This is a genomic window from Nitrospira sp. SG-bin1 (assembly GCA_002083365.1).
Lineage (GTDB): Bacteria > Nitrospirota > Nitrospiria > Nitrospirales > Nitrospiraceae > Nitrospira_D.
This window is the reverse complement of the sequence record LVWS01000002.1, coordinates 21,547-38,704: the sequence shown is the minus strand read 5'-3', so window position 1 is coordinate 38,704 and position 17,158 is coordinate 21,547. Positions and strand designations below refer to the sequence as shown.

17 protein-coding genes are annotated in these 17,158 nt (G+C 56.7%); 7 read left to right on the top strand and 10 right to left on the bottom strand.

Going from position 1 to position 17,158, the window contains the following annotated elements; all coding sequences use genetic code 11:
• The first annotated feature begins 116 nt into the window (after window positions 1–116).
• Entirely contained in the window at window positions 117–668 is a 552-nt protein-coding gene (locus A4E19_11995; GenBank protein ID OQW37891.1) for a hypothetical protein, read from the top strand.
• A 22-nt stretch (window positions 669–690) separates the two neighbouring features.
• On the opposite strand, the gene A4E19_11990 is transcribed toward A4E19_11995, so the two are convergent.
• Both A4E19_11990 and gpsA read right to left on the bottom strand, forming a co-directional pair.
• Window positions 691–1,446: a 1-(5-phosphoribosyl)-5-amino-4-imidazole-carboxylate carboxylase gene (locus A4E19_11990; protein ID OQW37890.1), complete on the bottom strand. Its 756-nt coding sequence runs from the start codon at window positions 1,444–1,446 to the stop codon at window positions 691–693.
• Entirely contained in the window at window positions 1,443–2,465 is a 1,023-nt protein-coding gene (gene gpsA, locus A4E19_11985; protein OQW37889.1) for a glycerol-3-phosphate dehydrogenase, read from the bottom strand. Before gpsA ends, A4E19_11990 begins: the two co-directional genes overlap by 4 nt.
• Before the next feature lie 248 nt (window positions 2,466–2,713).
• On the opposite strand from gpsA, the gene A4E19_11980 reads away from it, so the two are divergent.
• Together A4E19_11980 and A4E19_11975 are read left to right on the top strand one after the other, a co-directional pair.
• A complete protein-coding gene (locus tag A4E19_11980) occupies window positions 2,714–3,445 on the top strand; it encodes a hypothetical protein (protein ID OQW37888.1) in 732 nt (243 codons plus the stop codon).
• A gap of 90 nt (window positions 3,446–3,535) precedes the next feature.
• Window positions 3,536–3,892 carry a hypothetical protein gene (locus tag A4E19_11975; GenBank protein OQW37887.1) on the top strand — a complete coding sequence of 119 codons (357 nt, stop codon included), beginning with the start codon at window positions 3,536–3,538 and terminating at the stop codon, window positions 3,890–3,892.
• 68 nt (window positions 3,893–3,960) lie between these two features.
• Here the strand turns inward: A4E19_11975 and A4E19_11970 are convergent, their stop codons facing one another.
• Genes A4E19_11970 through A4E19_11960 form a run of 3 tightly spaced genes read right to left on the bottom strand, consistent with a single transcriptional unit; the run spans window position 3,961 to window position 7,117 of the window.
• On the bottom strand, window positions 3,961–4,761 hold the full coding sequence (locus tag A4E19_11970) for a hypothetical protein (GenBank protein ID OQW37886.1): 801 nt from the start codon (window positions 4,759–4,761) through the stop codon (window positions 3,961–3,963).
• Window positions 4,758–6,029 (bottom strand): hypothetical protein, encoded by a 1,272-nt coding sequence (locus A4E19_11965; protein ID OQW37885.1) that lies wholly within the window; start codon window positions 6,027–6,029, stop codon window positions 4,758–4,760. Before A4E19_11965 ends, A4E19_11970 begins: the two co-directional genes overlap by 4 nt.
• A gap of 44 nt (window positions 6,030–6,073) precedes the next feature.
• The gene (locus A4E19_11960; GenBank protein ID OQW37884.1) at window positions 6,074–7,117 is read right to left on the bottom strand and encodes a hypothetical protein; all 1,044 of its coding nucleotides are present in this window, start codon (window positions 7,115–7,117) and stop codon (window positions 6,074–6,076) included.
• A gap of 145 nt (window positions 7,118–7,262) precedes the next feature.
• On the opposite strand from A4E19_11960, the gene A4E19_11955 reads away from it, so the two are divergent.
• Entirely contained in the window at window positions 7,263–8,084 is an 822-nt protein-coding gene (locus A4E19_11955) for a hypothetical protein (protein OQW37883.1), read from the top strand.
• 13 nt (window positions 8,085–8,097) lie between these two features.
• Here A4E19_11955 and A4E19_11950 read toward each other — a convergent pair whose 3' ends face one another.
• On the bottom strand, window positions 8,098–8,739 hold the full coding sequence (locus tag A4E19_11950; GenBank protein OQW37882.1) for a hypothetical protein: 642 nt from the start codon (window positions 8,737–8,739) through the stop codon (window positions 8,098–8,100).
• Between the two features lie 224 nt (window positions 8,740–8,963).
• On the opposite strand from A4E19_11950, the gene A4E19_11945 reads away from it, so the two are divergent.
• Genes A4E19_11945 through A4E19_11935 form a run of 3 tightly spaced genes read left to right on the top strand, consistent with a single transcriptional unit; the run spans window position 8,964 to window position 13,564 of the window.
• Window positions 8,964–9,326 (top strand): hypothetical protein, encoded by a 363-nt coding sequence (locus A4E19_11945; protein OQW37881.1) that lies wholly within the window; start codon window positions 8,964–8,966, stop codon window positions 9,324–9,326.
• A 55-nt stretch (window positions 9,327–9,381) separates the two neighbouring features.
• On the top strand, window positions 9,382–12,780 hold the full coding sequence (locus tag A4E19_11940; protein OQW37880.1) for a guanylate cyclase: 3,399 nt from the start codon (window positions 9,382–9,384) through the stop codon (window positions 12,778–12,780).
• A 28-nt stretch (window positions 12,781–12,808) separates the two neighbouring features.
• Window positions 12,809–13,564: a hypothetical protein gene (locus A4E19_11935; protein ID OQW37879.1), complete on the top strand. Its 756-nt coding sequence runs from the start codon at window positions 12,809–12,811 to the stop codon at window positions 13,562–13,564.
• 131 nt (window positions 13,565–13,695) lie between these two features.
• Here A4E19_11935 and A4E19_11930 read toward each other — a convergent pair whose 3' ends face one another.
• From A4E19_11930 to A4E19_11915, 4 genes are all read right to left on the bottom strand, one after another.
• Window positions 13,696–14,553: a hypothetical protein gene (locus tag A4E19_11930; protein ID OQW37878.1), complete on the bottom strand. Its 858-nt coding sequence runs from the start codon at window positions 14,551–14,553 to the stop codon at window positions 13,696–13,698.
• A gap of 101 nt (window positions 14,554–14,654) precedes the next feature.
• Window positions 14,655–15,434: a hypothetical protein gene (locus A4E19_11925; protein ID OQW37877.1), complete on the bottom strand. Its 780-nt coding sequence runs from the start codon at window positions 15,432–15,434 to the stop codon at window positions 14,655–14,657.
• 9 nt (window positions 15,435–15,443) lie between these two features.
• Window positions 15,444–16,415, bottom strand: coding sequence for a hypothetical protein (locus A4E19_11920; GenBank protein ID OQW37876.1), 972 nt, complete (start codon window positions 16,413–16,415; stop codon window positions 15,444–15,446).
• On the bottom strand, window positions 16,416–17,105 hold the full coding sequence (locus A4E19_11915) for a hypothetical protein (protein ID OQW37875.1): 690 nt from the start codon (window positions 17,103–17,105) through the stop codon (window positions 16,416–16,418).
• Window positions 17,106–17,158: the final 53 nt, after the last annotated feature.

The window sequence follows — 17,158 nt, the reverse complement described above, 5'->3', positions numbered from 1 at the left end:
ACGGCAATCGCTGCTTCATTGTCGACGCTTCGTTGACAGCCCGGGGAGCCTATGTTATCCCCCTAACATCGCCGTGAGATTGCAATCGTGCCTCGTGGTGAACGAGCCACCCTTACATGAAAGCGGGTCCGATGTTTTCTATGAAGACGTTCAACCGTCGCGATCGCGAAAAACTCCTCCTCGTGTTCATGGCCGGCTGGGTTTTCTTGAGCGTCGTCTTACCCGCTGACAGCCACTCGAAGGTGAAGCCGCCTCGAGTGCCCAGACCGGAACCGGAGCTCAAGATCGTCAATCTCCATATCGCGCCGATCCCCTATACGTTAGGAAACGGACCGTTGCAGTTTTCCGTGACGGTACAGCTTCCAAGAGAAATCGATAGGGACGTCGTTCTGGAAGTCACCTCGCTCATTAGTTCTCCTTCGAAGACCTCGCTTCGCTTTCTCACGTACCGGCAACCGGTCCACGCTCTCTCCACGGATGACCGTGAAACGGGACGGTCAAAGGCGTCCATCGAGCTGGCATGGGACGGTCAAGATCACCGCAAGCAACAGGCCGGAGTGGGTACCTATACCTATGAGGTGAGGACCAAATTATTGGCCAATGGAGAAAAGGGATTACGCACCGTCATGGTGGCCTGGCCGAAGCGGGGCACACTCGAAGTGAGATAGAGTCCCATGTGTTTTTCCACGCCTAGCTCTTCACCCCCAGCATGTTGATCCGATGCGCGAGGCAGGCCGCGCCGAAGCCGTTGTCGATGTTCATCACTCCCACCCCCGATGCGCAAGAATTGAGCATCGTCAGCAACGCGGCGACTCCTCCGAAACTCGCCCCATAGCCGCGGCTGGTGGGAACGGCAATCACCGGGCAATGGACCAAACCACCCACGACACTCGGCAAGACACCGTCCATGCCGGCCGCGACGATCACGACCTGCGCATCAAACAGTCGCTCTTTCTTTCCAAGCAACCGATGGATTCCCGCGACCCCGACGTCGTACAGCCGCTCGACGCGGCTCCCCATCACGTCCGCGGTCACTCGGGCTTCCTCGGCCACGGGCACGTCCGCCGTTCCCGCGGTCACGACGAGGATATGCCCATGCCGTTTTTGCCGGAGGGGACGAATGGCGACAATGCGCGCATCGGGATAGTACTGTGCTCGCCGATCCAAGCGACGAATAGCACGAGCGACGGATGGGTCGGCGCGAGTGGCGAGAAACGGGCCGTCTTTTTTGATGAGCGCTCGGGCGATGGCGATGATCTGCGCCGTCGTTTTGCCTTCACACAGCACCACTTCGGGGAACCCTTGTCGCAACGACCGATGATGGTCGAGGGAGGCGAAGCCGAGATCTTCAAACGGCAGCGACCGCAAGCGCTGAAGCGCCTGTTCCACCGTCACCTGTCCTTGACGGACCTGCCGCAACAATCGTTCAAGTCCTTCCGGATTCATGTCCATTCCTTTTCCGGTTTTGCATCCCGTTCCATCAAATCACAGACGGCCTTCGAACAGGATTTATTGTCATACAACACGGCATTGATCTCCTGAGTAATGGGCATATCGACCCCATAGCGGCGGGCCAACGTGAGTGCCGCACGTGCCGTCCGAACGCCTTCCGCAACGGCCTGCATTCCGGCCAAAATCGCCTCCAGCTTTTCTCCCTTGCCGAGCCGCACGCCGACCGAATGGTTTCGGCTGAGCGTGCCCGTACAGGTCAGTACCAGATCGCCGACGCCGGAAAGGCCATAGAATGTGCGGGAATCAGCTCCCATGGCCATGCCGAGCCGGATGATTTCCGCCAAGCCACGGGTAATAAGCGCGGCACGGGCATTGAGTCCGAGGTCCAGCCCATCGATCACACCGGCGGCCAGGGCCATGACATTCTTGAGGGCACCGCCAAGTTGGACGCCGATGACGTCCGTATCGGCGTATACTCGAAAGACAGGTGTCATCAATACACTTTGAAATCGCCGTACTAATTGCGCATCACTGCCGGCCAAACAGACGGCCGTGGGTTTTCCGACGCCGAGTTCTGACGCGAAACTTGGTCCGGAGAGTACCATGAGGAAACGGTGCATGGACGGCGGCAACTCATCCTCCATGACTTGGGTCATCAGTTTGGCCGTGTTCTCCTCAATGCCCTTGGTCGCACACACGATTGGAAGGGAATCAGAGAGACAGGGGGCCAATTGTTGCAAGAGGGATCGGGTGAGATGAGAAGGAACCGCAAACAAGACCCCGTCGCGGCTCGTTATGGCCTCACGAAGCGAAGAGGTCGCCGTCAGACTCCGAGGAAGAGGGACGTCTCGGAGAAAGACCGTGTTCTCGTGTGAAAAGTTGATGGCGTCGACGACATCCTGTTCATAGGCCCAGAGCCGAACCTCCAGACCCTTCTCGGCCAAATGCTTGGCCAGGGCTGTGCCCCAGGCTCCAGCCCCAATAACACCGATCTTGTGAATCGTGGTCGGCATACGCAATCCAGCCTCATGGCAAAATCACCACTGCTCCGTTCGGACGCGGATTATAGGAAGGCTCCGAAGAACCTGTCAACGAACCGAGGAACCATCCGTCTGAGTTTCTAAGTCCCCGAGCTCTTCACGGAGGATGAGCTGGCTGCCTGAATGGGCAGCTAACTTCTCTCCCTTCGTCAGATTTCAGAAATGACTTCGCCCTCACCGCGACAAGTCATAGGATAGAAAAAGTAATTCAGAGGTTTCAGATGGAACAGTCGCGCACTACTTTGCTTTGCTCTGGAATCTTCGCAACCACACTCTTGATGGGGTCTTTATTGCTCGCTACTCCGAGCGCCCGTGGAGAAACCTACATAGCCGGGCAATTCGGAGCCTCATTGCCTTTCGGAGGTCTCTCGGGCGGCGAAATCTTTTCCGAATTTCTTCTTCCCGGTACGATACACGGCGAGTTTGAATTATCAACCTCTTTTATGTTTGGCGGTAAAGTAGGGCACTACTTTAATTCTGCCCGCTGGGTTGGCCTAGAGGCGGAAGTGTTCCATGCAACTCCCCACATTGACCAGCAAGTTCATACCTTCCAGAATCCCGCAGTCCCCGGGTTTATAGCAAGCGGAACGTTCCAAGGGGCGAATTTCCGGGTGGTAACTTTGGCTCCATTTAATCTCATGCTTCGTTACCACAAAACTCGGTTGCAGCCCTATGTCGGAGTGGGACCGGGAATTTTCTTTGCACGAATCAAGGGAGAAGGTCTGACACCGGATTCACCGGAATCAACTTCAGACAATGTGAGACTTGGGTTGAATGCAAAGGCCGGCATTCAATACTATGTCACCAAACATCTAACAGCATTCGTAGAATGGAAATTTAATTATGCACACTTCAAATTCGACGAAAATCAAAACCTCTTTCCCTTTCCCTATGGGCTAGACACAACCTACACAATGCATCTTGTTTCTTTCGGTGTTGGATATCACTTCTGATCTGTGATCCTCGATACGCGAATACCACTGGGAAAACCGGTTCCTTTGCTGTAATCTTTCTCTATGCGGTGATCTCTTCTGGGCTTCGTCATGCAATCCTGCGTTGCCTGCAATCGGTCGCAACCGGAGATCAACCGGTTCTGTATTCAATGTGGTCGACGGCTTGGTGGGAACACGGACGGCTCCTTCGCCGCTCGCCCCACTGACTCGGTCCCGGAGCAGCTCAACATCTCCGTGCTCTATGGGATGGTCGTCGTTCTGATCCTCGCCGTCCTGTTCCCTCCATGGGAAACTTCACCGACTCAGACGCCGGAGTTTCTCGGCATGTATTTTATCCTGTCGCCTCCCGCGCCGGATGCCGTCGTGAGCCGCATGCTCCTGACCATTGAGCTCGTCACGATTGCGATCGCCGGTATGTATGGCGCGTTTCTCTTTCGGAAAAAATGACGCATCAGTCGTCATAGATAGAAGGAAATTACAGGGAAAGATGCGTGACACATGACGAACGACGACGTTCAGTCGAGCGCCAAGGTCAGGCATTTGGCAGACCCGCCGGATTTCATGAATTCATCGAGCTGAACCGGATGAGGTTCATATCCTCGCGTTCCGAGCCACGCCTGAGTGACGGGACATCCCGCAGGGATGACGACGTGCTTTCCGATGCAGACGGCGTTGCAAGCGAATTTCAAAGCTTCATCGTCCGGAACTGCGAGGCGCAATTGGTCCGGGATACGCTCCGCGATCGCCGTCTGACCGTAGCGATCGAATGCGGCGGGGTAGTAGAGGAGTTCGCCGCCGCTCAAGGGGCAGAAGCACGTGTCCAAATGATAGAAGCGGCTATCGACGAGTTCGAGCGGAATAATTTCTCGATGAAACCGTTCGCTGAGGATCGGAAACACGCCGATGTCCGAACGTTGTCGGTATCCCCCGAACCAGTACTCCGGGAAGCCCAGGAGATCGCCTGCACCCTCAAAATGAAGCGCCTCTTTGAAAGTCATCACTTCATAGCCGTGTTCGCGAAACCACTGTTCAAAATGGGCCTCCTCTCGCTGCCGCTCAGGATATCGGAAGCGGCTCACGACGGCGGTATGTCCCACCACCACACCGGCATTGGCGGTAAAGACCAAATCGGGTAGTCCGGGTTTGGGAGTCATCCGTTCGAGCACGATGCTCAAATCCTTTTCAAAGACTTTCATCAGTTCATGCCACTGAGTCACCGCCCGCTCATGGTCCACTCGATTGCTGAGTCTCATCCACGGATTGATTTCGTACTCGATGCCGAAATAGTCGGGCGGACAGACGAGGAGTCGGCTCATGACGGCCTCCCTAGCGCTCTGGCCAGTTCCGCCAGAAACGACGCCGCATCCATGACGAGACCGACCGCCTGAAAACTGCCGCGATCCGCCAGCTTGGTCGGGACCGAGGGATTGACGTCCACACACACTGTCGGAACAGTAGCGGGCAGCAGATTGCCGGTCGCCACCGAGTGCAGCGTCGAGGCGACCAGGAGTGCCAGTCCAACCTCGGGGATCAAGGCGCGCATGGCCTGCTGCGCCTGGACGGAATCCGTAATCACTCCCGGCAAAGGACCATCGTCACGAATCGTTCCTGCCATGACCATCGGAACGCCTTGTCGGATACACGCAGCCATGATTCCCCGTTTGATGACTCCCGACGTGACTGCCGTTTCAATGCTGCCGATGGCCCGAATGCGGTTGATGGTCCGCAAGTGATGTTCATGCCCATGTGGGACCGCGCGTCCGGCGGTGAACCCATAACCGAGTGAGGTGCCGAACAGATCGACTTCCATGTCATGGGCTGCCAATGCATTCCCGCAAAACAGGACATGGACAAACCCCTGCTCGATCAACCAGGCGAGTGCATCTCGCCCCCCGGCGTGAATGATGGCGGGTCCTCCCGCCAACAAGACGTGCGAGCCGGACTGGTTCTGCCCATAGCATTCACGCAATTGACGCATGCGAGCTGCGATGTCGGCGATGATGTGACCGTGAGGTCGTTCTGCCGAGACTTGCGACTCCATGAATCCAAAGACGTCCCGTTCGAGCGGCCGTTGAAGAGGGATCACCCGCACCCCCTCCCGGCCGACCACAACCTGATCCCCACGACGAACGTCACCCATCGGTACGGCTTGGGCGGTGCGTTCCTCGTTGACCACAACTACAATGGCGAGATCCATTTCGATTCGATCCACGTCCAGCCATTGCCCATTGACTCGGATCTGCGTGGGCAGATGCGTCGTGGCATAAAAATCTTCGGGTAACACTCCATCGGCAGGCGCGGGGACGGTGCGGCAGTCCGCTTCTCGTTCGATCGAGGCACCGTGTGGTTGGATCGCCTTCAGAATGTCGTCTAAAAGTACTCTCGAGGTGGTTCGGATCCGGATACGAGCATGAGAGGCTTCCTCCCTGGTCTTGCCGATGTGCACGTCCTCAAGGTCGAAGGTGCCTCCCATCATCAGGATGAGGTCCAATACCTTCGCCAGCACGAGAGAATCGATGATATGCCCTTGAAGATAAACGGTGTCCTGGTATTGGTTCATACTCTCGCCCGCATGTGAATCCATTGTACCACCGCTTCGAGGTGGGGGAAGGAAACCAGAGGTTATGACTAAGAATCGGGAGTCGGGGATTTCATCAATTCCCTCAGCACGCTGGTGGCGTAGGCACCGGGAGGTAGGCTAAAGGAGATGGTGAGGATAGAGCCGTTCAGAGACCATTCGAGTTCAGTCAATGGGACACGAAGTGCTCGGCGTTCCCCACGGAATCCACAGGCCTCAGCAGCGGCGACGAGGGTTTCCTTCGTTGCACCCGCTTCGGCGATGACAGCTTCCTCGATTCGACCGGGTTCACCGCTTGCCCACGACACACGCGAGCCGAAGAGGATGCCTGTCGGGCTGACTTCAAAACGATCCGCCCGGGGCTGTTCCTTCTCGGCATCCTCGACTTGAAAGCAGGCTCCATTCTCCAGCTTCATGGCCCAATCGCCGACGAAGACCTTATCGATATGATTGATCCGTCGCGCCAGGATCCGATTGAACAAGAATGATTGGTAGGAGTTGAGATACCAGATGCGTGTGGCGCGATTCATCTTCTCGCGTCGACGCGCATCGTGGAGGAGTGCGGCACCGACTTGGTAATTGTCTCCCGCTTTGCCTTGCCGCTGGGGGCCAAAATAGTTGGGCACGCCCCTTGTGCTCAACGATTGAAGGACGGCCGGTACGGTTGCAACCGCGTGATGGGCGACGTTGCGGATGACTAACCGGAACTGATTGCCGGAATGATGGCCGGTTCGCAGCCGATTGCGATGGCGCCCGAGAATCTGTACGTTGAGGATGGTGCCGTCGATTTGGAGGCGAGAGATCTGATCCGGATGGATTCCTTGCAAGGACACCATCTGAGTCGTGACAGCTCGCGCGTCCTTCAGCCCTGCCACGCCGATGGCCTGTGCTTTGATGCCCAATGATGACGAGAGCCGACGGACCAGCTCCGGAGTGGACAGGCCGCGTTTGGTGATCGTCACATACAAGTGTTCGCCTTCCCCGCAAGGTAGATAGAGCGGTCGTTCTTCAACCTGAAAGTCTTCCGGCTCGGTGCGGATGTGTCCCCCGATTCCAGGCAAATTGCCGGTGAGAAAGGGGTCCATTGGTTGCATCACAGGTATTCCTTCGTTGGACTGAAGAATGTCAGCGGAAATGTATCGTCAAATTTGGTGGAAGACAGGCCCATGATATACTTTTTTCGTCCATGCGAAAACGATCAGGCGAACGACAGGTTGCGGAATGAGTGGGCGACAGACGATGTCATGGCCTGATCGCGTACGATCGCTGATCGGCGCTTGTTTAGGCGAGCTTCTCTATCGCATTTTCAGCCTCGTTCCTCATTGGGAGTGGGGCTTGTCCAACCACGACGTCTCCATTCTAACCCATATCCATCCGTCGCTTGCCGGCCATCGGGCCGTCCATCTGACGGATCTGCACCTGGACCGTTACCATCCGCGGCATGACCGGGTGGTTGAAACGGTGCGAGAACTTCACCCCGATTGGATTTTCATCACGGGAGACCTGCTTAACGTCTCGGAAGGGGTGCCTCATCTCTTTCGCTTTCTCGGACAGCTTCGTGCCATTGCGCCTGTGTACATGACGCTGGGCAATCACGACCATTACAGCGGCGTGCCGGTCGCTCAGTACGCCGAGCTTTCCGATCGGCACAAGATCACGCTCCTGGTAAACCAAAGTGCTGTGATTTCAACTGGAAGAGGCGATCTGGTGATCGCCGGCGTCGACGATCCATCGCTTCATCGGGCGGATCTTCGATGCGTCCCGCCTCGCACCGACTCTAGATTTACATTGCTACTGGCACATGCTCCCAACATTCTCGACTATGTGGAACCCCATCATGCCATTGATTTGATCCTCTGCGGACACAGTCATGGCGGGCAGTGGCGGGTGCCTGGCATCCCCACCTTCTGGTTGCCTCCTGGATGCAGTGGACGTGTGGCAGGTTGGCACGAATCCGGCCGACACAAGCTGTATGTCAACCGTGGGTTGGGTTGGTCCTTCCTCCCATTTCGTTTCAACTGCCGACCCGAGATTGTCGTGATTGAGTGGACACAGGAATAGGCCAAGCATCACGTTACATGATCGTTCCCATCTGTTCCAGCGCTTCCCTGGCCCTGCTTCTGACGGTTTGATCCCAGTCCTGTTCCGCGATCAACTTCAGCCGGTCACGTGTTTCGACTGCTCGGAGTCGCCCTAAGCCTAAGGCGGCGCAGGAACGCACATAGGCATGATCGTCTTCCAGGGCCTTCACCAGCAACGGCACCACTGATTTGTCTTGCAGCGCTCCTAGATGACTGGCGGCCATCCCCCTGATGCGATGCTGCTTGTCGCCTAGCGCTCGTTGCAATGTTGCGGCAAATATCTCCTTCAAGGCTGGCACTGCGGACTCCAAGCCCTCCACGCGATACGCATTCATCTCGAGCAACGCGAACGCCGTGTGCAGCTTCTTGTCTTGCTCGGTTTCTCGCTCAAACAACGTCAGCAGCTTGGCTCGCTCTCGAGATCTTGCCAGGCGGCGAAGGACCGCTCGGATCGAAACCAACAGCAAGAGCGCGAGCACCAGAGCCATCGCCATCATCGGTACAGCCTGATCGACGATATAGTCTTGTGTGTCAGGTGTGAGTCGTTTCCAGACCCAGACCCCGGTTATGATAAAGACGATCAGAATGGCGGGCAGGGCGAGATTTACAGGGCCCTGTTCGTGATGTTTCGTCATGGATGAGGGATCATACGGGCACGATCGATTAACCGTCAACGAACCAGGATGCTCGCGTCGAGCTTCTGCCTTGTCAAGGCGGTTGATGCCCGGGTTACGGTTCGGTGCGTCCGCACTTCATTGACACGCGATTGCGGCGCTGGTCATACTCAAGGTCGAATTTTTGTCGGTGGGGTTCATCACGTTATGGACAGCATCCTCAGAACAGCACCATTCGACGTGTCATGGCGGGCATGGACTGTTCCAAAACGGCAGACTATGCCGTCCAATGGGCCGCTCACTCCGCTGAGCCGTATAGTGCGGATCCGTTCATCGTGCGGGTCATCTCCCATCAACACCCCTCCACCACTGAATTCGGCGCAGCCGAATGCCCCCGGGCTGTCGCTGCCAAGGACGAGTTTCGGAATTTCGTGGGACAGATCGCCGGAGAGTTCGGACATGCCTTCGCCGTTGTTGATCGTGATCCGGCCTGGGCAATCTCCCCCGCCGCCAATTTCAGGACAAGTTCGCTTGTGGAGATGATTCGCCGGACGGCATCTTACGCTCATGATCAGTCAGCGCATCGCCGTTCTGTAAGAGAACGGTAGCTCATCTTCCGAGTCTGCCGCGAATCACGGTTGTACACTTGAGACGACGTTGACCATGGATGATCGCGTCTCCGCATGGCTGGAGAGTCTGGGGCTTGATCGCTACCGAGACACGTTTCAGCAGCATGCCATTACGTGGGATGTCTTGCCTGAGCTGAATGATGAGGACTTGCTCTCAATGGGTGTGTTACTGGGCCATCGCAAAAAGCTCCTGCGTGCCATCGCCCCGTTATCTCAAAGCGGGAAAGACCATCATGCGGTTTCTCCGGCCACGGCCGCTTCACAAGAGATACCACCGTCCTCTTCCGGTCGCGATCAAGCAGAACGACGGCAGCTCACTGTCATGTTTTGTGATCTTGTCGGTTCGACCGCGCTGGCTCGCCGGCTCGATCCTGAAGACCTTCAAGACATTATCCGGCGGTTCTTGGACGCCTGTAGTCAAGCGATCGGTCGATTCAACGGGTACATCGCCAAATATATGGGGGACGGGCTGTTGGTGTATTTCGGGTATCCGCAGGCCCACGAACACGATACCGAACGAGCGATACATGCCGGTTTGGCCATACTTGAATTGGTGAAGGGCCCTTCCCCCGATCGCCCTGCAGCTCAAGAATCTGAAATTGCAGTCCGAATCGGAATTGCGACAGGTCAGGTCATCGTCGGCGAAATTATCGGACAGGACACGGCCAAGGAACGGTCGGTGTTTGGTGAAACTCCGAATCTGGCCGCCCGCCTTCAGGCATTGGCGGAACCTGGTCAATTGATCATCGATTCCGTCACGAAACGTCTGGTGGGCAGTGAGTTCGAGTGCAGGGATCATGGGACGTATGCGCTCAAGGGGTTCGACACCCCTGTTCAGCTCTGGCGCGTGCTCGGGAGTCGAACATCGACGAGCCGGTTCGAGTCGTATCGATCCGGGCGATTAGGCAATTTCGTCGGCAGGGAGCATGAAACGGCGCTTCTTTTGGGCCGCTGGCGCGAAGCCGTCGGTGGTGAAGGCCAGGTCGTGCTTCTCTGCGGCGAGGCCGGTATCGGCAAATCCCGGATCGCAAGCAGTCTGCGTGATCGACTGGCCGATGAGCGGTATCAGACGATCCAATTTCAATGTTCCCCGTACCATACCAATACGGCACTCTATCCGGTGATCAATTGTCTTCGACAGGCCGCCGGACTGACGGGCGAGGACACGCCCCTCGCGCAACGGCAGAAGCTCGACAAACTGGCACTCGACAACGGGACCGACGACCCGGCGACGGTTTTCTTACTGGCCGACCTGCTCTCGATCCGAATCGATGCCCAGCCTCAGCTCAATGTGTCATCTGAAGCACGGAAGCAAATGACCCTTGATGTGCTCGTCCAGTACCTGCGTAGGTCGGCAGAGCGTTGCCCGACCCTTTTCATTGTGGAAGACGCTCATTGGATCGATCCGACCACGATGGACCTCCTGACAAGGATTATTGACCGTATCCAGCAGATGCGGGTGTTGGTGATCATCACCTTTCGACCTGATTTTAAGCCGATGTGGGCCGATTATAGCCATGTGACATTTCTGACGCTGAGTCGGCTTCCCCGTCGGCATAGCGCCGAACTTCTTGCATCGATGACGGGAGGAAAGGCATTCCCGCCGGAAGTGGAACGCGCGATTTTAGCCAAGACCGACGGGGTGCCTTTGTATCTGGAAGAGCTGGCCCAAAGCCTTTTGCAATCCGGAATGCTGGCCGAGGAGAACAATTCTTTCATCTTGAGGGCGCCGTTAAAAGATGTGTCGATTCCCGACAGCCTGCAAGGTTTGCTGATGGAGCGGATCGACCGATTAGGATCGAACAAAGAAATCGTCCAAGTCGGGGCGGCGATAGGGAGAGAATTCGGTTATGAGCTGCTGCGGAGCGTGGTGGACGTAACGGAAAGTCGGTTGAAAAATGCCCTCCGGCTGTTCGTCGACTCCGGTCTCATCTTTCAAGAGGGGATGATACCGGCTGCAAAATTCCAGTTTAAGCATACGCTCCTGCAAGAGGCCGCCTATAGCACGTTGCCGAAGAAGTCGCGTCGCTCTCTCCATGCCCGCATTGCCGAAACCTTGGAGAGCAGGTTCACCGAGCGCGTGAAAGTGGAGCCCGAGCTCTTGGCGTATCATTATGAACAGGCGGGATTGATCGTCCAAGCCGTGGATTATTGGCGTCTTGCAGCCCGGAGAGACGTGGAACGCTCGGCCAATATCGAAGCGCTCAACCATTTTGACCGCGCGCTCAATTTGCTCAAAACTTTGCCCCAAACCCCCGAGCGTCGCGATGTGGAATTGCAACTTCTCATCGCACGTGGTGCTCCCTTGCTGACGTGGAGAGGGTATGCGTCCGACGAAATCGAGCACAATTATCTCAGGGCGCGAAGCCTCTCGCAGGAGGATCCTGCTTCTGAGCAGTATTTTCTCTCCATCTGGGGATTATGGGTGTTCCATCTGGTCAGAGGGCCTCTTGCCAAGGCTTGCGCCCTAGCGGAAGACCTGCTCGCATGGGCGACCCGCCGGCACAACCCGGATCTGCTCATTCGAGCTCACGAGAGTGTGGGATCCACCTATTCCTTTCTTGGGCGATTTGACGAAGCGAAGACTCATCTGCTTGCCGCCAAGGTACTGTACGATCCGGATAGACATCGCTCGCAAGTCTTACCCTACACTCAAGATCCCGGCATAACAGCCAGGGTCATACTGGCCAGAACATTATGGATCCTGGGTGAGATCGACCAGGTCGAAGCGTTGGCGCTGGAGGCCATCGCTATGGCCAGGGCGTTGGGACATCCCTTCACGTTGGCGTTCACCTTGACGACGGTCGCCTGGACCTATTCCACGCTACAAGACACAGATCACACGCTCAATTTCACCGAAGAAGCCATCGCTCTTTCGACGAAATATTCCTTTGAAGTGCCGTTAGCGTGGGCAACGTCTCTGCAAGGCTGGGCCATGGCTGAAAAAGGAGAAGAGGAGGGGCTCGGGAAGCTGGTGAACGGGCTCTCCGCCACGCGAGCAGCCAGAGCGAGCCTCAATAATACCTATACCCTGGCATTATTGGCGGGCGTATATCTGCAGAAAAATCGAATCGAAGAAGGTTTACATGCCGTTAAGGAAGCACAAGAACTTGCGATGACGCAGGGTGAGCGGTGCTGGCACGCGGAACTGTTTCGACTGAACGGCGAATTGTTGCTGAAACAATCCGAACCGTCCGTCTCTGCGGCGGAGCAGTATTTTGCCGACGCTCTAAAGATTGCGCGCGATCAACACGCGATGATGCTTGAACTGAGGGCGGCGACCAGCATGGCCAGACTCTTGATAAAACTGAATCGGCAGGATGCCGCGAAACCGGCCTTGCATTCCATTTGCTCGCGGTTTCCAAAGCAACACTCCAACCCAGGCTTGTTGGAAGCTCAAACCATTCTTGATCAAATCAATGCAACTCCTTAACCATGTGGCTGTATAACACATCCGACTTATGCGTCTGACCATTCTCGGCTCCGGTACCAACGTGCATCCCACCCGCGCGGCCGCCGGATATTTAGCGCGCACGGATCAAAACATTCTGCTGGACTTCGGTCCCCGTACATTGATGAACCTGATCAAGACCGGCGTGGACCGACACCGGATCACGCACGTCTTGTTCTCTCATTTTCACGCGGACCACTTTTCCGACTTCATCACCTTCTTCTTCGATGCGGTGATCTATGCGAAGTACGGAGGAGGGCACCGTCCAGGGATGACCCTCATCGGCCCCAAGGGCACGATCAGGATCTTACGGTCCATCATGCGCAGCTTCCCCAGCTTCTCGCCGGCGCCGTTTCGTGTCACATTCAAGGAGGTATCCGATAGGCCCTTTACGATCGGCGACACTCGTATCGTTCCCGCACCGATCGTCCACGTTCCTGATCTGTCGTCGGTCGGTTATCGAGTCGAATATCGGAGGAAGGCCATGGTGTACTCGGGAGACACACAGTACTGCGATGCCCTCGTTCGGTTGTGCACTGATGCCGATCTGGCGGTGCTTGATTGCTCGTTTCCCGCCAATCGTCCGGGTCCCGCCCATTTGCACGCCGGACAGTGCGGCCAGGTGGCGAAGGAGGCCGGGGTAGGCCAACTCGTCCTGTCGCATTTCTATCCGATAGCGGATCGTTACGACGTCAAAGCTCAAGCGGCGGAGCAGTATGAAGGAAAGATTTGGAAGGGAAAGGATCTTCTGACGATACGCCTCTAGTATCGTCTTCCCGCAAGGCCGTTCGTGGTGAGCCTGTCGAACCATGAACGGAACGACACGAACAGTCACGCCCTTCGACATGCTCAGGGGCAAACGGCCGGTCTCCGGAGTTATGTACACGACATCAGCGATCACAGCCCTTCTTCACGAGGAGCCCCCCCGAGGATTTCAATGAATTTGGTCAGGCGGGCGGTTTTCCCCGCGTCACCTGATTTGGAGTAGATGGCCAAGAGATTCTTAATCATGCGGGACAGAATCGCCCGCACCGGGCTTTTTTGCAGGTACTTGTCATCGAATCCGTACCCGGCCTCGGTCAGAAAGCGGGCGCAGTTTTTTTCGGTCAGCAAGGCTCCACCGTTGAAACAGTCGATGAAAATCTTGTATCGGTCGGACTCGTACTTCACCAAGAAATGTCCCGGCATGCCGATGCCGAACAACGGCAACGCCAAACGTTGTCCGATCAAGAGATAGACCGACGACAAGCTGATGGGGATGCCGACGCGCCGATCCATGACACAATTGAGGTAGCTGTTCTCGACCTCATAGTAGTTTTTCGTGTTCCCTTTGAACCCTTGTTCCGTGAAGAGGTACCGGTTGAGCGCATTGACGGCTTCTTCCCCCGAGGCTCGATAGCCGATTCGTGCTCGAACTTCGCTTGCCATCATGTCCAATTGCGCGCGATAACGGGCGACGTCGAGGGCCGGATAGGCATAGCGGGCAATGAGGAAGGCGCCGGTTTCAAGGTCCATGATCTCATCCTGGAGGGTTGCCAGGTTCGCTAGTTCCTCTTCCAGCTTGCTTCCCCGGATTTCTTCAAGGACGGATGCGATACGATCGGCCATCTCCGGCTGCTCGATTTCAGCCTCCTGGAGGAGGGGAACCGCCGAAGGACCGATATCAATGAGTTTTCCGCTGATGGTGCGGACGATTCGATCGTCCTCGTCGGACAAGAGGCGAATCAGCGCACGAATTTGATTTTCAGGGATCATCTCTACGACTCTCCGTCGACCATGGGCCGATGTCGGCTGTATTGAAGTAATGATCCGACGGATTCCGTCGTCAGTCAAGGGATCGATGGTTCATGATGAGGTTACCCCATAGCTCGGCGGAAGGCTTTGGCCCCGCCGTACAGACACAGGGCATCGAACACGAGCATGACCAAAACCACCATACCGACGTGCGGTAAGGCCTCGGTCCAGCCGGACAAAATCAACGGCCGTACCGCATCGATGGCCCAGGTCATCGGGTTGAATTGCGCGAGAAAACTCATCCATCCCGGCATCGCCGTCAACGGAACCAAGGCGGAGCTGAGGAAGATCATCGGCAGCGAAAGAAATCCCAACACGGAGAAGAAATCACCGTGGCTTTTCACGGAAAAAGCCATGGCCATGGAGATGGCCGTCAGGCCGACTCCGAACATCATGCCGATCAACAAAATCATCGCCACGCCGAGGATGCCCGTCGCGGGATGCACGCCGAACAGGTACGACACCCCGAGAATAACGAGGACCTGCATCGACGTGATGGCCATGACGAAGATGAAACGGCTCAGGATGACGGAGGTCCGATGAATCGGCGTGGACATCAACCGTTCGAGGAACCCGTTTTCCTTGTCGAACAGCAGATCGACACCCCCCGCGAGACCGTTGTTGAGGACCGTCATGACGACGACACCGGCGGCGAGAAAGCTGATGTAGTTGGGTGCCTGCATGACCTGGGTGTCCGCGGCCCGCTGAAACAGGTTTCCAAAGAAGATGAGCCAGAACAACATCGGCTGCACCAGGGTGAACAGCATACTGAACTTTTCACGGCTCAACCGCCGGACCCACCGCATCGTCAACGCGCTGATTTCTTGCCAATAGTGAGACACAGGACTCCTTTACGCCGATTCTATTTCGGGAGGCGATTCCGTGATGGCTCGCCCGGTGTGGGCGATAAACACGTCGTCCAAGCGCGGACGGTTGTACTGAATGAATTCGATGCTGCAACCCAAGCGATTGGCCGAATCCAAAATGGTCGGGAGCGCCTTCTCCGGGGATTCCACCCTGATATCCAATCCTTTCGCCGTCGCCCGCACGGTCTTGATCGCCGGCCGGTCTTTGAGCTCGGACTCCAAGGTGTGAATCCGGTCGGTCTCTTTCAGGGTCAGGGACACAATATCCCCGCCCAGCGCGATTTTTAGTTCGGCCGGAGCGCCCAACGTCTTGATCTTGCCGCCGTCGATAATGGCGAGCCGGTCGCAGAGCTGGTCGGCTTCGTCCAAATAGTTCGTCGTCATCACGACCGTCATGCCACGGGCTTTGAGCATCCGGACGTATTCCCAAATCCGGAGACGGCTTTGGACGTCCAGACCCAGCGTGGGCTCGTCAAGGAACAGAATTTTGGGGTCGGGCAGCAGTCCGCAGGCAATGTCGAGTTTGCGCTTCATGCCCCCGGAATAGGTCTTGGCCGGCCGGTCCGCATGGGCCTCCAGCTCGACCAGTTTGAGCAGCTCGCCGATGCGTGCGGTCGCTTCTTCTTTCGTCAGATGATAAAGCGCTGCGAGCAATTGAAGGTGTTCACGCCCTGTGAGGAACCGGTCGATCGCCCGTTCTTGGGGCACGTAGCCGATCAAGGTCCGGACCTTATCCGCGTCCCGCACCGTGTCGTACCCCATGATGGTCGCCGTGCCCGAGGTCGGGTGCAGCAGGGTGATAAGCGTGCGAAGCGTGGTGCTTTTGCCCGCGCCGTTCGGCCCCAGGAGACCGAAGATCTCTCCGGCGTAGACCTGGAACGAAAGACCGTCGACGGCCGTATGGCTTTCATACGTTTTGCGCAGACTGGTGACGTTGATAGCGATGGTCCGATCCATTCAATCCCAGCCTTTCGTGCCGTGATGCCCGTGCAGCATGAATTGAACCAGATCGTTCAATCGCCGAGCGCGCTGGTGCAGGCCGTCCGCTTCCAGCAAGAATTGTTTTTCCAAGGGTGTACAGTCCAAATAAGTCGAGAGGGTATTGACCAAGACTTCATCACTGACTTCTTCGCGAAAGAATCCTTGCCACGCCGCGCTGTCCTCTCTGGCTTCGAGATACCGTCCCAGCACGTCGATCAGCGAACGCCGGACATCTTTCGTCAACCCTTCGTCGGAGCGCATGGGGGTGACGCGAATCGTCGCTTCGCGATAGGGCTTGTCGAAGTGTTCTTCGGCCACCTCGCACCGTTCGAGACCTTGCAGCAAGATGTTGGAGCGACCGTCCGGCAGCGGTTGCACGCTTACGATCCGTCCGATGCAGAGCGCGGGATAGATCTCGGGGTTCCCGTAGTACTCCGGTTCCCATCCTTCTTTCAGCAGTGCCATGGCAATGCATTGACCGCCCATCGTCACATCGGCGACCATTCGGCGATAGCGCGGTTCGAAAATGTGGAGCGGCAGGTACGTCTTGGGAAAAAAGACGACATTGGGCAACGGGAACACCGGAAGGCGACTGGGAATGGGAAACGGCTCGACATGCTTGGACGGACTCCGGTCGGACGGCCCTCGCTCACGATCAGTCTGCATGGCTCACGATAGCTGAGACTTGTGAAAATTGTCAACGCTGTGCGTGAGGCGTC

What these genes read in the sequence shown, in the direction of transcription:
- A4E19_11995 (OQW37891.1), top strand. Translation starts at nt 117, where the DNA reads ATGAAAGCGGGTCCGATGTTTTCTATGAAGACGTTCAACCGTCGCGAT.
- A4E19_11990 (OQW37890.1), bottom strand. Translation starts at nt 1,446, where the DNA reads ATGAATCCGGAAGGACTTGAACGATTGTTGCGGCAGGTCCGTCAAGGA.
- gpsA (OQW37889.1), bottom strand. Translation starts at nt 2,465, where the DNA reads ATGCCGACCACGATTCACAAGATCGGTGTTATTGGGGCTGGAGCCTGG.
- A4E19_11980 (OQW37888.1), top strand. Translation starts at nt 2,714, where the DNA reads ATGGAACAGTCGCGCACTACTTTGCTTTGCTCTGGAATCTTCGCAACC.
- A4E19_11975 (OQW37887.1), top strand. Translation starts at nt 3,536, where the DNA reads ATGCAATCCTGCGTTGCCTGCAATCGGTCGCAACCGGAGATCAACCGG.
- A4E19_11970 (OQW37886.1), bottom strand. Translation starts at nt 4,761, where the DNA reads ATGAGCCGACTCCTCGTCTGTCCGCCCGACTATTTCGGCATCGAGTAC.
- A4E19_11965 (OQW37885.1), bottom strand. Translation starts at nt 6,029, where the DNA reads ATGGATTCACATGCGGGCGAGAGTATGAACCAATACCAGGACACCGTT.
- A4E19_11960 (OQW37884.1), bottom strand. Translation starts at nt 7,117, where the DNA reads ATGCAACCAATGGACCCCTTTCTCACCGGCAATTTGCCTGGAATCGGG.
- A4E19_11955 (OQW37883.1), top strand. Translation starts at nt 7,263, where the DNA reads ATGTCATGGCCTGATCGCGTACGATCGCTGATCGGCGCTTGTTTAGGC.
- A4E19_11950 (OQW37882.1), bottom strand. Translation starts at nt 8,739, where the DNA reads ATGACGAAACATCACGAACAGGGCCCTGTAAATCTCGCCCTGCCCGCC.
- A4E19_11945 (OQW37881.1), top strand. Translation starts at nt 8,964, where the DNA reads ATGGCGGGCATGGACTGTTCCAAAACGGCAGACTATGCCGTCCAATGG.
- A4E19_11940 (OQW37880.1), top strand. Translation starts at nt 9,382, where the DNA reads ATGGATGATCGCGTCTCCGCATGGCTGGAGAGTCTGGGGCTTGATCGC.
- A4E19_11935 (OQW37879.1), top strand. Translation starts at nt 12,809, where the DNA reads ATGCGTCTGACCATTCTCGGCTCCGGTACCAACGTGCATCCCACCCGC.
- A4E19_11930 (OQW37878.1), bottom strand. Translation starts at nt 14,553, where the DNA reads ATGATCCCTGAAAATCAAATTCGTGCGCTGATTCGCCTCTTGTCCGAC.
- A4E19_11920 (OQW37876.1), bottom strand. Translation starts at nt 16,415, where the DNA reads ATGGATCGGACCATCGCTATCAACGTCACCAGTCTGCGCAAAACGTAT.
- A4E19_11915 (OQW37875.1), bottom strand. Translation starts at nt 17,105, where the DNA reads ATGCAGACTGATCGTGAGCGAGGGCCGTCCGACCGGAGTCCGTCCAAG.